Here is a 14,699-nt window from a genome sequence, read left to right as displayed (position 1 = left end):
CGCGACACCGGCGGTCGCGCCGGACACCGCGACGATGTCGTCGTAAAGGGACGAAAACGTACAGCGGCACCTATGCTGTGACCTGGCTCACGTTTTCGCCTGCTTGAAACGCGACAATCCCTGGGGGGCCAGCGATGGCGATCGATTTCTCGGCGGCGCGCAGCCCGCAGGACGAAAGTCAGTCGCCCATCGGCAAGGGGTGGGTGCAGGGCGTCGCGCTGGTCCTGGTCTTCGGGTTCTTCGTGATGGGAATCCTGGCCTACCGCACCTACACGGCGTCGATGCCGTTGCCGGAACGGGTGGTCGACACCTCCGGCGACACGGTGTTCACCGGGGCAGACATCACTCGCGGACAAGAGTTGTTCCAGGCCCGCGGCCTGATGCAGTACGGCTCGATCAACGGGCACGGCGGTTACCTGGGTCCCGACTACACCGCCGATTATCTACGCCGGTCGGCCGACTTCATGGCCGCCGAGTTCGCCGCCGCGGGCGCCCCGGAAGTCCACGACCGCGTCGTCGACGAGTTGCGGACCAACCGCTACGACGAGGCCACCGGAACGCTGGTCTTCACACCCGCCCAGGTGCGCGCGTTCGATTTCATGATCCGGCACTACACCACCTACTTCGGGCCCGAGGCGAAGCAGAACGGGCTGCTCGCCGACGTCATCACCGACCCACGCGACGTGCGGGACCTGACCGCCTTCTTCGCGTGGAGTGCGTGGGCCGCGGCCGCCGAACGGCCCGGTCACGACTACAGCTACACCAACAACTGGCCCGCCGAACCCCGCGTCGACAACGGGCCGACCGCCGACATCCTGGTGTGGTCGGCGCTGTCGCTGATCGCGCTGCTCGGCGGCACGGGCATCCTGTTCGCGATCTACGGACGGTGGAGCCAGCGCATCGGGTGGCACGCCGCGTCGTCGCCCGCGCTGTCCTACCGCCAGCCCGGCGAGGTCGTGCTGACCAAATCGCAACGCGCGACGGTGTGGTTCTTCGCCGTGGTCTCGGTGCTGTTCTTCGCCCAGACCATGCTCGGCGGGCTCGTCGAGCACTACTACGCCGATCTGACCTCGTTCTACGGCATCGACATGGGCGAGATCCTGCCGTTCAGTCTGGCGCGGACCTGGCACGTGCAACTGTCCCTGCTGTGGACGGCGACCTCGCTGCTGGCGGCCGGAATCTTCTTGGCGCCGTTCATCACCCGCCGGGAGCCGCGGCGCCAGCACTGGCTGGCCTACGGACTGCTCGGGGCGCTGGCGCTCGTCGTGGTGGGATCGCTGACCAGCGAGGCACTCTCGGTGTTCGGGGTGATTCCCGAGGGCACCCTGTTCTCCCAGCAGTGGGAGTACCTCGACCTGCCGCGGGTGTGGCAGGTGCTGCTGATCATCGGGATGTTCCTGTGGATCGCGATCATCTGGCGTGGGCTGCGCTCCCGGCTCAAGACGGACTCGATGCGCAGCATGCCGTGGTTGTTCTTCTTTGCCGGCCTGGCGATTCCCGCCTTCTACGCCGTCGGCCTGCTCGCCGGTAGTGACACGCACTTCTCGGTGGCCGACTTCTGGCGGTTCTGGGTGGTGCATCTGTGGGTGGAGGATTTCCTCGAGCTGTTCACCACGGTGATGGTCGCCTACATCTTCGTGCTGCTGGGCGTGGTACGGCAACGCATCGCGCTCGGCATCATCTTTCTCGACATCATCCTGTACTCCGTCGGCGGTGTCCTGGGCACGATGCACCACCTGTACTTCTCGGGGACGCCGGTGGAGCACATGGCGCTCGGGGCGTTCTTCTCGGCCGCCGAGGTGATCCCGCTGACGTTCCTCACCGTGGAGGCTTGGACGTTCCTGCAACTGGGGTCGCGGCAGCAGACCGGTGACTCCAAACCCTTCCCGCACCGCTGGGCGGTGATGTTCCTTGTCGCCGTGGGCTTCTGGAACTTCCTGGGGGCGGGCATCTTCGGCTTCCTGATCAACCTGCCGATCGTGTCCTACTACCAGATCGGCACCGCGCTGACGGCCAATCACGCGCACGCGGCGATGATGGGTGTGTACGGGATGATGGCCGTCGGGTTGGCGATGTTCGCGCTGCGCTACGCCATCCCCGCCGACAAGTGGCCGGAAAAGGCTGCGCGACTGTCGTTCTGGTGCCTGAACATCGGCCTGGCCTGGATGGTGTTCGCGGCGCTGTTGCCGTTGGGGGTGATCCAGCTCTACCACTCGGTCAACGTCGGCTATTTCGAGGCGCGTTCGCTGGCCTTCCTCACCGATCCCGGTAACAGGCTGCTGGACTGGATGCGGATGCCCGGGGACGTGATCTTCATCGTCGGCGGGGTGCTGCCGTTCGTATGGATCGCGTGGATCGGCGTGCGCAGCTTCTGGCAACACCGGGAATCAGCCGACGAACTCCCCGAGAACCCGCTCTACACCGAGCTTCCCGCGACGCCAGCCCCGACATCGGGCCAGGAGAACCCGTGACCGGGCCTGCCGCCGCGACCTGGCTGGTGTCGGGCTATGCGGTGTTCCTCCTCGCGGTGGCGTGGGGATTCGACCTGATGGCCCGGAGGGCCTCGCACCGGGCGCAGCGCTGGCGCACCGGGCGGTTCGTCTACCACCCGGACCACGACGCGTGGCAGTGCCCGACCGAGCAGTGGCTGTGGCCGACGTCCTTCGACCCGACCCACCGGGTGATGCGCTACCGCGCGAAACCCGTCGTGTGCAACACCTGTCCGGTGAAGGCCGACTGCACCACCTCCGACCACGGACGCGAGATCAGCCGCCAGGTCGATCCGTGGCCGTTCTCCGAGGCGGGCCGGTTCCACCGCGGAATAGCCTGTGTGGTGGCGGTTCTGGCGATCGTGCTGCCGATCGGGCAGGCGGTGGCCACCCACTCGGCCGCCGACCTGCTGGTGCTGGGCACCGTGGTCGCCGCGGTCGCGGCGTGTTCGGCCCCGCTGTTCGGCCACCTGTGGCGCACGCCTGTGGACAGCCCCGAGCACGTGCCGCACCGCACCGCGCACGAGGACGCGGTGGCGGCCACGATCGACAGGTACTCGACGCGGTGGGGCATGGGTACGACCGCCACGCAGGACGACGGCCGGTGACCGCGGCGATCATCGCCGCCGCGGTGGCGGTCGTTGTCGTTGTGGTGCTGGTGTTCTCGGTGACGGTGCTGCGGGAGTACGAGCGCGGCGTGGTGTTCCGGGCCGGTCGCGTGCGACCGCTCTACGGTCCCGGGATCCGGTTGCTGGTCCCGTTGCTGGACCGCCTGGTGCGGGTTGACCAGCGGGTGGTGACCCTGACGATCCCGCCGCAAGAGGTGATCACCAAGGACAACGTGCCCGCCCGGGTCAACGCCGTGGTGATGTTCCGGATCGTCGAACCGGTCAAAGCGATTGTCGCGGTGGAGAACTACTCGGTGGCGACCTCGCAGATCGCCCAGACCACGCTGCGCTCGCTGCTGGGGCGCGCCGATCTCGACACGCTGCTGGCACACCGGGAGGACTTGAACCAGGATCTGCGCACGATCATCGAGAAGCAGACCAAGGACTGGGGCGTCGAGGTGCAGGTGGTCGAGATCAAGGACGTCGAGATCCCGGAGTCGATGCAGCGGGCGATGGCGCGCGAGGCCGAGGCCGAGCGGGAGCGCCGGGCAAAAGTCATCAACGCCCACGGCGAGCTGCAGGCGTCCGAGGAACTCCGTCAGGCCGCCGACACGCTGTCGCGGAGCCCGGCCTCGCTGCAGCTGAGGTATCTGCAGACGCTGCTCGAACTCGGCGCCGACCAGAACTCGACGGTGGTCTTCCCGTTGCCTGTCGACATCATCACCCCGTTCCTGCGCTCGGCGTTCGACCGGGGCCGGCCCGACGGCGCCGGATAGGCCGACGGCCCCCTCGTCGCCGAGGGGGCCGTGGCTTCTGCGGGTACTGCTTGTGCGGGTACTGCGGAACTAGTCGTCGCTGCCGGAGTCGCTGTCCGAGCCGGATGAACCGGAATCCGATGCGCCGGAGTCGGACTTGTCGGCGGAGTCAGACGTGTCGGCGGCCGCGCTGGCGCGGGTCGACTGGCTGGGCTTGCCGGACTTGCGGGTCCCCTCGGCGGCGTCGTCGTCCTTCGAGCCGGCGTCGGCGTCAGCCTCGGCCTTGTCGTCGGCCGGGACGGTGGTCTCGGTGCCGTCCTCTTCGGTGCCGGCATCCTCGGTGACCGGTGCCTCCTCGGTGACCGGCGCCTCCTCGGCTTCCTCCTCGACCACCGGGGCGACCTCGTCGACGACCGGGGTGACCTCGGCGGTCTGCTCGCCCTCGACGGTCGCGGTGGCGGGCGCGACCTCCAGGGTCACGGTCCGGGCCAGTGTGGCGACCGAGTCGTCCGCCGCCAGGGTGGCGGTGGCCGGCGGGGTCCACGGCGCACCCGGCACCGGATCAGGCTGCAGGGCTTCGGCGATCGCCTTCGGGATGCCCGACAGGACGTTGACGATGGCGCTGGTGGCGTTGATCAGGCCGGGGAACTGCTCGCAGGCGTTGCCCGTGCACTCGGGGTTGACGTAGCCGTTGAGGAACGTGTTGAGCATGACGCCGGGGGCGTTGACCAGAGCACGGACCAGGCCCGCACCGTCGCCTTCCTTGACCGCGGCCGAGACCGCGTCGGCGAGCAGCGCGAACTCGAACGCGACGCCCATGAAGGGGCCGAGCACCGACTTGGTGATCTCGTTGACGATCGAGTTGCGGTCGAAGATGACCTTGACGACCTGCTGGAAGTTCAGCGCCATCTGGTCCGGGATGCCCATGTTGCCCTGCGGGTTGCGCTGGCTGGGGGCCTGCGACCAGAAGGCGTTGTACAGGGGCGCGCCGATGTTCAGCGAGTAGACGAACGACCGGTTGATGCGATCCCACGCGTCGGCGTACTCACCGTTGCGCAGGTGCTCGGCAGCCTGCTCGAACAGGGCCTTGCCGTTGGCGCCGGTCCACCACGAATTCATCGCGGCCGGGATGCCGGCCAAGCCGCTGAGGATCTTCTGGCCGTAGGCCAGCTGGTTGGCGGCGACCTGGTTGATGATCGGGAACGGATCCGAGGCGAAGACCTGGAACAGGTTGGCGATGTTGGCGCCGGACTCGCTCAGCAGGTTCCCGTACACGGCGGAGGTGTCGCTCGAGTAGGTCGGGTACGCGGAGGCCGTCAGTTCCACCATGTGGTTGGCGACGTAGTTGGCGGCCTTGACGTCGGCCACCGGCGACACCGGGGTGATGGCGATCGCGCTGGCTCCGACGACGGCGACACCGGCGGCGAGGAACTTGCTGACGCGAGGCTTCGAAGGGGCGGTCATCGTGCCCGATGCGAGGGCGGGAGCTGGGAGCACTTGTTCTCCTGGTCTAAGTAACTGAAGGCTTGCCTTACTTGGCAGCGAGACCGTAACTGAAGAGAACATGAGTAACAATGCCTACGTCTCACCTGCGGTGATGTGCGTGAGGCGCCGAGAGGCCACGAGAAACCTGAGAATTCACTCAGAATCGGCCACGTAGCTGAGGGTGATTTCTCGAATTCGTGATTGGCGTCAAAATGGCGAGAAATTCTGGTGGGCGAATAGGTAGCTCCCCACCGTCGGCGAATTTCTGGGAAAGTCAGCAAACGCGTCCAGGGGGCTGACGTTCGCTCTACCTCTATGGTTAGGCTTGGCTTACCTAATTAGGTTAACCTAAATCTGAGGCGGAGCGTGGTTCGAAATTGGGCCGTGGACGTTTGCGGGTGCGGCGCACTCAACCTTCCGACGACTTCGTTTCAATGCTCTTGACTTTGCGAATATCAGGGGTGAGGCAGAATTGCGCCGCGGCAACGTGCCCCGCTGGATGTGATGTATGCCACAGCCATGTTGTTGCTCGGAGGGCAGAGGATTCCGGCTAGGTGCAGGCGAGTTCGAGCCGTTCGAGACGGCGGACGAGCAGGCTCGGCAGCCAGCGGCCGGTGTCGACCGCTTCGACGTGTGAGGTGTGATCGAGGAGGTGGTCGAGCACGACGGTGGCTTCCAGTCGGGCGAGTGCCGCGCCGACGCAGAAGTGGGCGCCCTTACCGAAAGTGATGTGTCCCTTCGCGCCGGTGCGGTCCAGGCGGAACTCGTCGGGGTCGTCGAAATGTGCCGGATCGCGGTTGGCAGCGCCCCACAGAAGCAGGAGACGCGAGCCCGCGGGAAGGTCCACGCCGCCCAGCGTGACGTCGTCGACGACGTGCCGGTAGTGGCCGCGAAACGGTGGCTCGAAGCGCAGGGCCTCTTCGAGGAACGCGCCCCGTAATTCGGCGTGGGCGCGGACCTGTTCCTGAATGTCGGGTCGCGTGGCCAAAAGCCAAGCTGCCGAACCGATCAGCGAGGCTGTGGATTCCCCGCCGGCGCTGAACAGGATGATCATCATCATCTGGGCGGTGATGTCCTCCACATCGCCGCGCGCACATGCCATCGCGAGATCACCGAGCAGGTCGTCGCGCGGATCGGCGGCGGCCCGCTGGAAGTGGTCGGCGATGTACTGCGCGAGTTCCATCACCGAGATGCCTGCTGTCGCAAGCTGATCCTGGCTGACCAGACCCTCGACCATCTGGGTGGCCGCATAGCCCCACCGCACGAGCTGGTCGGTGTCGGAGTCGGGGACGCCGATGATGCGCGCGACGATCATCATCGGCAGGCGGTTGGCCATCGCGCCCATCCACTCCAGGCGCCCCTGGTCCGCCGACGCACGCCACAGCTGGTCGGCGGTGTCGGCGATGAACGGTTCGAAGGCGCGAATCCGCTTGGCGGCCAACTGGGGAAGCAGCGCCTTGCGGTGCACGGCATGCGCGGGCTCGTCCGCGGTGGCGAGTACGTGGCTCGGGCCGCCCAGACCGTCCATCTCGAAGGTGCCGACGCCAACGCCGGGCTCGTAGGTCATGGTCCCGGTCAGGTTCGACGAGAAGTCGTCGGGCCGCGCGATCACGTCGTTGACCGCATCCCAGCCGCACACCGCGTAGAAACCCGACTGGCCGATCTGATGCACCGGTCCGGTGTCCAGCATCCGGCGGTAGAGCGGATAGGGGTCCTGGATGAACGCGTCGTCGAACAACTGGATGCCGAGATCGTCCTTGGCCATCGTCACGTGTCCACGCTGGGCGACGGTGCCGCACCGCGTCAATGAGGCGACGGGAAGTCGACACTGAGATGTCCTCCTGCGGCCCCGGCCTGTCTCACGGCAAGGTCTCCACCTGCGGGTTCGGTGAGATGTGCAGCGCGCTTTGTCTCAGGCCTGCGACGATAGAGTTCGTCCGTCTGAAGGGGGAGAGGCATGGCCCACAGCGACTGGCTCATCGGGGGAGAGCGGCGCACCGCCGCCGCGGACCGGATCTATGCCGCTGCGACCGAACTCGTCGTGCGCGACGGCCTCGACGCCCTCGACATCGACACGTTGGCCGAGCGAGTGCACTGCTCGCGGGCGACGGTCTACCGCTACGCGGGCGGCAAGGCGCAGATCCGCGATGCGGTGTTGCTCCGCATGGCCGCGCGGATCGTGGAGTCGGTCCGCGACGCGGTCAGCGAACTGAGCGGAACAGAGCGGGTCGTCGAGGCGATCGTGGTTGCGCTGCAACACATCAGGTCGGACCCGATGCGGCAGATGATGATGGGGCTCAGCGCCGGGCGCGATCTGACCGAACTGGTGTCATCGCCGGTCTTGGGGGCTCTCGCGGCCGAACTCACCGGCATCACCGACGACGATGCGGAAGCCGCGCAGTGGATCGTCCGGGTCGTGCTGTCGCTGGCGTACTGGCCGATGGGGGACGGTGCCGCCGAACGTCAGGCGGTCCAGAGGTTCATCGCGCCGGCGTTTGGTTAAACGGGCGAGTTCGCGAGTTCGACGGCCCTACGCAATGTTTCACGATCGACGACGTCGGCGGCATTCATGGGCTGGGTGAGGACGCCCGACTCATTCGCGATGTCGATCATGAACCGCACGCTGTCTTCAGAGAGCCCGCCGTCCTCCGTCCAGAACGGATACCGCTGAATGAGGTCGAACAGCTCTCGGAGCGATTTCTCGGACGGCGGTTCGGCGATGTACTCGTCGACCGCGGCGCGGAACAGGGTGAAGTCGCTCTTCAGTGTCTTCATCGCGCGCAGAGTGGTGGCGCAGTACCTGGCGGCGAGTTCGCGGTTCTGTACGAGCCAATCGGCTCGGGCGGCCTGAGCCACCTTGATGAAGCCGGGAGCGTTGTCGTAGAGGGTGGCGATCAGCACGGGCCGGTCCACGGTGGCATGCGCGCTGTCGTACTGCGTGTCGTGGATGACCGTGGCATCCAGCTGTCCCGAAGCCCACGCGGCTGTTCGGCCCCTTGAGCTTTCGATGATCTGCGGATTAGGGATCTCGTGGACATCGCGATGCTCACCGACGCCGCTCAACAACGCGTTGAGGACGATGGCTCCGGCGCCGCCCGGGCTGTCGATACCCACCCGGGTCGACGGTTCGAACAACTGGCCGGCGGAGTTCACACCGTTGGCGCCGGCCAGGACGAAATCGTCCATGCTGACGTACGGGCAGAACATCTTGACGTCATGGCCGTGCTCGCGGGTATCCAGGATCGCGGAGGTCGACGTCGCCAAGACCTGCGCGTTGTCATCGAGCAGGGTCTGGACCGCGTCGGTATGGGTGTCGAATTTCGTGATGTTCTGCTCGGCGCTGAGTGCCAGCCCGAAGTCGTGCCCGTTGCGATCGACGCCGTAGACCAGGGGGAGCTGCGACGCGTGTGGTTGCGAGCCGAGCACGATGCGCAGCGATTCGCCGGTGCTCGGCGCGGGCGGTTGGGCAGACGCGATACCGCCACCGGCGAGTGTCAGCGTGCCAACTGCGAGCAGGCTTGTGGCGCGCAGCCGACGACTCTTCATGGACATGGATCCCCCTCGTAATCCGCGGATCCATACGTCCGGGTCGAGCTGACCGTACGCGGACGAGGGTGGTTCGTGGAGCCGATGACGGGAATCGAACCCGCGTATTCAGCTTGGGAAGCTGATGTTCTGCCATTGAACTACATCGGCCTGTTCGAACAGGAAGGCTAGCACTTGGCGGGCTGCCGGCGCGGAGGTGGCCGCAACGCCGCCGCGATCCGCGACGGCGCACCCGCCGACTGCCCATGACCGGGCCCGGTGCGGATACTCTCGACCGGTGCTGCTCTCCGACCGCGACATCCGGGCCGAGATCGATGCCGGAAGGCTCGGCATCGAACCGTTCGACGACAGCCTGATCCAGCCTTCCAGCGTCGACGTCCGCCTCGACAGCCTCTTCCGTGTCTTCAACAACACCCGTTACACCCACATCGATCCCGCGCAGCGTCAGGACGACCTGACCAGCCTGGTCGAGCCCAAGGAGGGTGAGCCGTTCGTGCTGCACCCGGGCGAGTTCGTGCTCGGCGCGACGCTGGAGCGCTGCACGCTGCCCGACGACCTCGCGGGTCGCCTGGAGGGTAAGTCCTCACTGGGCCGGCTCGGGCTGCTCACCCATTCGACGGCCGGCTTCATCGACCCCGGGTTCACCGGCCACATCACCCTCGAGCTGTCCAACGTCGCGAACCTGCCGATCACCTTGTGGCCGGGCATGAAGATCGGCCAGCTGTGCCTGCTGCGCCTGACCAGCCCGGCGCAACACCCCTACGGCAGCAGCCAGGTCGGGTCGAAGTATCAGGGCCAGCGCGGCCCCACCCCGTCGAAGTCGTATCAGAACTTCGTCAAGACGAACTGAGCAATTTCGTCACAGACGGATGACGATCGGCGCGGGTAGTGTTTCCCTCACCGGCGTCTCCGGTTTCGTGCCGCGCGTTCCGGCCCAAGCTTCAACCGCTGTCAGCTAACAGCGCGAGGTGTAACACCGCAGCTGGCGGCGCCGATGAAGTATCTAGTTGCCGGCTCGCCGTGCGTATTTCGGGGTGGTCGGCCACCAGGCAGCAGCAAAGTTTTGGAGGGGTCAGTGGACATCGTATTAGGTGTGTCGATGACACCTACCACGGTGCGCATGGTGCTGGTCGAAGGCGAAAAAGCCGACGGGGTCACCGTCGACCACGACACCTTCGAGGTCGGCACTGACGACGGTTCGGCAAACGCCGCACAGCACGTCGTCTCGGCGGTGCTCGGCACCAAGGAGAGCGCGGAGACCGGCGGGCACCACCTCAAATCCATCGGTGTCGCGTGGAGCGACCACAACGAGGCCACCGCACTGCGCGACGCGCTGGCCACCCACGGCATCGACGACGTCATGCTGGTCGCCGAAAGCCACGCCGCGTCCTCGCTGGCGCAGGCCGTCGGCCGCGCGGTCGGGTACGACACCACCGCGCTGCTGTTCGTCGACCGTGACACCGCGACGCTCTCGGTGGTGCAGACCGACGACGGTTCCGTGGTCAAGGTGCTCAGCCGCACCCTGCACAGCGCCGACGCGATGGCGGTGTTCACCGAGATGGCCGCGGCCGCCGCTGCGCAGGACTCCCCGCCGCAGGGCATCTTCATCGTCGGCTCCGGCGTGGACGTCAGCTCGGTCAAGGCCCATCTCGACCACCACGTCGAACTTCCGGTCCACGCCCCCGATGACGCCGACCTGGCGCTGGCCCGCGGGGCCGCCCTCGCGTCGGCGTCCGCACCGGCGTTCGAAGCCACCACCGTCGGGCTGGCGTACTCCCAGGATCCCGACGGCCCGACGGCCGGCTCGCTGGTCGCCGGGCTCACCGGCGTGGACACCCAGTTGGCGCTGGCGGGTGCCGACGCCCCGCTGGGCGTCGAGGTGGTCGACGAGTTCGCCCCGACCGAGATGCGGCCCGTCGACGACGAACGCAAACCGTTCCTGCTCGTCGGCAGCGCGCTGACGTCGCTGTTCGTCGTCGGTGTGGTGGCCCTTGTGATCTCGCTGGCCATCACGATCCGCCCGACCGCCGACCAGCGGCCCAGCCCGGCGCAGGCCGCGATCGTGCCCAGCACCCAGGCCCCCGCACCGGAGCCGGCCCCGGCCGAGCAGCAGGCCGCCACCGTGCCGCCTCCGCCGTCGACCGCGGAGACGATCAAGCCGCCGGTGCCGGTCGCGCAGGAGGCGCCGCAGCAGGCGCCGCGCACCGTCTACGTCGAACAGGCGCCCGCACCCGCGCCCGCCGCGGCCCCGGCTCCGGCACCCGCCCCGGCGGCACCCGCGCCGGCTCCGGCACCCGCGGCTCCTCCGGTGGTCGCGCCGGTGGTCCTGCCGCCTCCGGTGGTGGTGCTTCCCCGGCCGCAGTGGAACCAGCCGCGGTGGACCTGGCCCAACCAGCGTCCCGACGAACCGGACGACTCCGACTACCAGAACCCGTGGCAGCCGCAGAAACCGCCCACCACCAGGCCTCCGGTGACGCAGATTCCGCAGGTTCCCCAGATGCCGCAGGTGCCTGAGGTTCCGAAGACGCCGCAGTGGCCGTCGGGCCCGCAGTGGCCCGGCGCCGGTTCCGGGTCGGGCAGCGGTTCCGGGTCGGGCAGCAGTGGCCGCGGCGACAGCGGCAGCGGCCGTGGCGACAGCGGCAGGGGCGGCAGCAGCCGGGGTAGCGGTGTTCCCGGCGACATCAACGGCGACGGCTGCTTCCTGGTGTTCTGCGCACCCGGGCGCTAGCGATCGACACCTGACGTTGGCCTGACGCTCAACGACGCGTCGGCTTCAGCTCACCCCGACCGGGTACTGATGGCGGTATGCGTTGCACCGTGTTCGGAACCGGCTACCTCGGCGCCACCCACGCCGCCGGGATGGCCGAACTCGGCCACCAGGTCATCGGGGTCGACACCGACGCGGGCAAGGTGGCCAAACTGGCCGCCGGGGAGGTCCCGTTCTACGAGCCCGGGCTCCCGGACATGTTGCGGCGCAACATCGAAGCGGGCCGGTTGCGCTTCACCACCGACTACGCCGAGGCGGCCGAATTCGCCGACGTGCATTTCCTCGGCGTCGGAACGCCGCAGAAGAAGGGCGACTTCGGCGCCGATCTGCGGCACGTCCACGAAGCCGTCGACACCCTGGTCCCGCTGCTGCGCAGACCCGCGGTGATCGTCGGCAAGTCGACCGTGCCGGTGGGCACGGCGGCAGACCTGGTCGAGCGGGCCGCGGGCCTCGCTCCGGACGGCGTCACCGTCGAGGTGGCGTGGAATCCGGAGTTCCTGCGCGAAGGACTCGCCGTCCAGGACACCCTGCACCCCGACCGCATTGTGCTTGGGGTGCAGAAGGGTTCCCGCGTCGCCGAGCAGGTGCTTCGCGAGCTCTACGCGCCGCTGCTGGCCGACGGTGTCCCGTTCCTGGTCGCCGACCTGCAGACCGCCGAGCTGGTCAAGGTCGCGGCGAACGCGTTCCTGGCCACCAAGATCTCGTTCATCAACGCGATCGCGGAGGTGTGCGAGGCCGCCGACGCCGACGTCACGCTGCTGGCCGACGCACTGGGCTACGACGACCGCATCGGCCGCCGATTCCTCACCGCGGGACTGGGATTCGGCGGTGGCTGCCTTCCCAAGGACATCCGGGCGTTCATGGCCCGCGCCGGCGAGCTCGGCGCCAACCAGGCGCTGACCTTCCTGCGCGAGGTCGACAGCATCAACATGCGCCGCCGCACCCGGATGGTCGAACTGGCCACCACCGCGTGCGGCGGATCGCTGCTCGGCGCCAACATCGCGGTCCTGGGCGCGGCGTTCAAACCCGAATCCGACGACGTGCGCGACTCACCCGCGCTCAACGTCGCCGGCCTGCTGCAGTTACACGGCGCGACCGTCAACGTCTACGACCCCAAGGCGATGGAGAACTCGCGCCGGCTGTTCCCGACGCTGAACTACTCCACCACGGCCTCAGAGGCGTGCGAACGCGCCGACGCGGTGCTGGTGCTCACCGAATGGAGCGAGTTCGTCGGGATGGACCCCGGCGAGCTCGCCGCCACCGTACGGGCCAAAGTGATTGTCGACGGCCGCAATTGCCTCGACATCGACCGATGGCGCGACGCGGGCTGGCGGGTGCACGCACTCGGCCGCAGCCTCGGGCCCGCGGAGGTGGGCGGGTAGCGTCGCGGCATGTCCGTCTACGCGCTGAACCTGTTCGACGTCGCCGACCGCGACGAGTACCTCGCCTACTCCAAACGCTCACCCGCCGAAGTCGCCAAGCACGGCGGGCGGGTCGTCGCGCTGGGGCGGTTCCGCGAATCGGTCACCGGCGACATCGCGCCGCGCACCGTGCTGATCCTGGTCGAGTGGGAATCCAAGGACGCCTTCGACGGGTACTGTAACGACCCCGAACTGGCCGAACTGCACGCGCACCGGGAGAACGGCTCGTCGTCCTACGTCTGGCACCTGTTCGACCGGTTGGACGACCTGCGGCCCCTGCTTAAGGTGAACTGATGGCGGCCAATGCTCTGCGGCAACGTATCCGGTGGGTCGCGCTGCACGGCGTCATCCGCGGGCTGGCGAAGTTCACGGCGAGGCGCAGCGGCGATCCACAGGCCCGGCTGATCGCCGACCCGGCCGTGCGTGCCGACCCTGGCGCGTTCGCCGACGAGGTCCGCAGCCTCGGCCGCGTGGTGCGGTGCCGTGTGGTGCTGGTGACCGTCGACCACCAGGCGGCCAACGAGATCCTGCGCTCGGACGACTTCCGGGTGTCCTCACTCGGCGGTGGTCTGCCCAAACCGCTGCAGTGGGTCAACCGAAAGACCCATCCCGGCCTGCTGCACCCGATCGAACCGCCGTCGCTGCTGTCGATCGAACCGCCCGACCACACCCGCTGTCGCAAGCTGGTGTCGTCGGTGTTCACCACCCGCGCGGTCAACGGGCTGCGCGACCGGGTGCAGCTGACCGCCGACCGACTCCTCGACGACCTCGAACGCGAATCCGGTGTGGTCGACATCGTCGAGCGCTACTGCTCGCAACTGCCCGTCGCGGTGATCAGCGACATCCTCGGCGTCCCCGAACGCGACCGCGAACACATCCTGCGGTTCGGTGAACTCGGTGCGCCCAGCCTCGACATCGGGCTGTCCTGGCGGCAGTTCCAGCAGGTGGAGAAGGGCCTCGTCGGTTTCAACGCATGGCTCGGCGACCACATGGAGGAGCTGCGCCGCAACCCCGGCGACGACCTGATGAGCCAGCTGATCCAGGCCAGCGCCGCCGCCGACGACACCGGCCGGCTGTCCGAGCGGGAACTGCAGGCCACCGCCGGGCTGGTGCTGGCCGCCGGCTTCGAAACCACTGTGAACTTGCTGGGCAACGGGATTCGGATGCTGCTCGACGACCCCGGGCATCTGGATACGCTCGCCGAGCGGCCCGAGCTGTGGCCGAACGCCGTCGAGGAGATCCTGCGGCTGGACTCGCCGGTGCAGATGAGCGCGCGCTACGCCCGCCGCCCCGTCGAGGTCGCCGGCACGCCCATCGAACGCGGTGAACTGGTGATCGTGCACCTCGCCGGCGCCAACCGGGACCCGCAGGTGTTCACCGATCCACACCGGTTCGACATCGAACGCGACAACGCCGGCAGGCATCTGTCTTTCTCCGGCGGCAGGCACTTCTGTCTGGGCGCCGCGCTGGCCAGGGCCGAGGGCGAGGTCGGGTTACGGACGTTCTTCGAACGCTATCCCGGCGCCCGGCTCGCCGGATCCGGGCAGCGCCGCGACACCAGAGTCTTACGGGGATGGTCAACCTTGCCGATCACACTCGGTACCGCCCGCGCCGCGCTAGGTTCGTAG

The 14,699-nt window shown here is 67.9% G+C and carries 12 protein-coding genes and 1 tRNA gene; 9 read left to right on the top strand and 4 right to left on the bottom strand.

Going from position 1 to position 14,699, the window contains the following annotated elements:
* The first annotated feature begins 134 nt into the window (after window positions 1-134).
* Genes BST38_RS06045 through BST38_RS06035 form a run of 3 tightly spaced genes read left to right on the top strand, consistent with a single transcriptional unit; the run spans window position 135 to window position 3,873 of the window.
* Entirely contained in the window at window positions 135-2,471 is a 2,337-nt protein-coding gene (locus tag BST38_RS06045; RefSeq protein ID WP_083142343.1) for a nitric-oxide reductase large subunit, read from the top strand.
* Window positions 2,468-3,097, top strand: coding sequence for a hypothetical protein (locus tag BST38_RS06040; protein ID WP_083142342.1), 630 nt, complete (start codon window positions 2,468-2,470; stop codon window positions 3,095-3,097). The genes BST38_RS06045 and BST38_RS06040 overlap by 4 nt, the downstream gene beginning before the upstream one ends.
* A complete protein-coding gene (locus tag BST38_RS06035; protein ID WP_083142341.1) occupies window positions 3,094-3,873 on the top strand; it encodes a slipin family protein in 780 nt (259 codons plus the stop codon). Before BST38_RS06040 ends, BST38_RS06035 begins: the two co-directional genes overlap by 4 nt.
* A 69-nt stretch (window positions 3,874-3,942) precedes the next feature.
* On the opposite strand, the gene BST38_RS06030 is transcribed toward BST38_RS06035, so the two are convergent.
* Window positions 3,943-5,316, bottom strand: a complete 1,374-nt coding sequence (locus BST38_RS06030) for a hypothetical protein (RefSeq protein WP_083142340.1) — start codon at window positions 5,314-5,316, stop codon at window positions 3,943-3,945.
* Window positions 5,317-5,887: 571 nt separating this feature from the next.
* On the bottom strand, window positions 5,888-7,102 hold the full coding sequence (locus BST38_RS06025; RefSeq protein WP_083142446.1) for a cytochrome P450: 1,215 nt from the start codon (window positions 7,100-7,102) through the stop codon (window positions 5,888-5,890).
* Window positions 7,103-7,294: 192 nt separating this feature from the next.
* On the opposite strand from BST38_RS06025, the gene BST38_RS06020 reads away from it, so the two are divergent.
* On the top strand, window positions 7,295-7,840 hold the full coding sequence (locus BST38_RS06020) for a TetR/AcrR family transcriptional regulator (RefSeq protein WP_083142339.1): 546 nt from the start codon (window positions 7,295-7,297) through the stop codon (window positions 7,838-7,840).
* Here BST38_RS06020 and BST38_RS29615 read toward each other — a convergent pair.
* Together BST38_RS29615 and BST38_RS06005 are read right to left on the bottom strand one after the other, a co-directional pair.
* Window positions 7,837-8,889 (bottom strand): ABC transporter substrate-binding protein, encoded by a 1,053-nt coding sequence (locus tag BST38_RS29615; protein WP_237160679.1) that lies wholly within the window; start codon window positions 8,887-8,889, stop codon window positions 7,837-7,839. The two genes, BST38_RS06020 and BST38_RS29615, sit on opposite strands and share 4 nt — an antisense overlap.
* A gap of 70 nt (window positions 8,890-8,959) precedes the next feature.
* Window positions 8,960-9,033 (bottom strand) — tRNA-Gly (locus tag BST38_RS06005).
* Between the two features lie 127 nt (window positions 9,034-9,160).
* Here BST38_RS06005 and dcd point away from each other — a divergent pair.
* The 5 genes from dcd (at window position 9,161) to BST38_RS05980 (ending at window position 14,699) form a co-directional block, all read left to right on the top strand.
* The gene (gene dcd, locus BST38_RS06000; RefSeq protein ID WP_083142338.1) at window positions 9,161-9,733 is read left to right on the top strand and encodes a dCTP deaminase; all 573 of its coding nucleotides are present in this window, start codon (window positions 9,161-9,163) and stop codon (window positions 9,731-9,733) included.
* A 225-nt stretch (window positions 9,734-9,958) separates the two neighbouring features.
* A complete protein-coding gene (locus tag BST38_RS29325; protein WP_165761559.1) occupies window positions 9,959-11,611 on the top strand; it encodes a DUF7159 family protein in 1,653 nt (550 codons plus the stop codon).
* Window positions 11,612-11,688: 77 nt separating this feature from the next.
* The gene (locus tag BST38_RS05990) at window positions 11,689-13,032 is read left to right on the top strand and encodes a UDP-glucose dehydrogenase family protein (RefSeq protein WP_083142336.1); all 1,344 of its coding nucleotides are present in this window, start codon (window positions 11,689-11,691) and stop codon (window positions 13,030-13,032) included.
* Between the two features lie 9 nt (window positions 13,033-13,041).
* A complete protein-coding gene (locus BST38_RS05985) occupies window positions 13,042-13,365 on the top strand; it encodes a DUF1330 domain-containing protein (RefSeq protein WP_083142335.1) in 324 nt (107 codons plus the stop codon).
* Entirely contained in the window at window positions 13,365-14,699 is a 1,335-nt protein-coding gene (locus BST38_RS05980; RefSeq protein ID WP_083142334.1) for a cytochrome P450, read from the top strand. The genes BST38_RS05985 and BST38_RS05980 overlap by 1 nt, the downstream gene beginning before the upstream one ends.

The sequence above is a fragment of the Mycolicibacterium parafortuitum genome, from assembly GCF_002086815.1.
In the GTDB taxonomy this organism is placed as follows: domain Bacteria; phylum Actinomycetota; class Actinomycetes; order Mycobacteriales; family Mycobacteriaceae; genus Mycobacterium; species Mycobacterium parafortuitum.
This window is presented reverse-complemented; position numbering and strand designations above follow the sequence as displayed.

Bases quoted from the DNA above. Each gene is read 5' to 3' on its own strand.
- BST38_RS06045 (WP_083142343.1), top strand. From the start codon at position 135: ATGGCGATCGATTTCTCGGCGGCGCGCAGCCCGCAGGACGAAAGTCAG.
- BST38_RS06030 (WP_083142340.1), bottom strand. From the start codon at position 5,316: ATGACCGCCCCTTCGAAGCCTCGCGTCAGCAAGTTCCTCGCCGCCGGT.
- BST38_RS06025 (WP_083142446.1), bottom strand. From the start codon at position 7,102: ATGGCCAAGGACGATCTCGGCATCCAGTTGTTCGACGACGCGTTCATC.
- BST38_RS06020 (WP_083142339.1), top strand. From the start codon at position 7,295: ATGGCCCACAGCGACTGGCTCATCGGGGGAGAGCGGCGCACCGCCGCC.
- BST38_RS29615 (WP_237160679.1), bottom strand. From the start codon at position 8,889: ATGTCCATGAAGAGTCGTCGGCTGCGCGCCACAAGCCTGCTCGCAGTT.
- BST38_RS05990 (WP_083142336.1), top strand. From the start codon at position 11,689: ATGCGTTGCACCGTGTTCGGAACCGGCTACCTCGGCGCCACCCACGCC.
- BST38_RS05985 (WP_083142335.1), top strand. From the start codon at position 13,042: ATGTCCGTCTACGCGCTGAACCTGTTCGACGTCGCCGACCGCGACGAG.
- BST38_RS05980 (WP_083142334.1), top strand. From the start codon at position 13,365: ATGGCGGCCAATGCTCTGCGGCAACGTATCCGGTGGGTCGCGCTGCAC.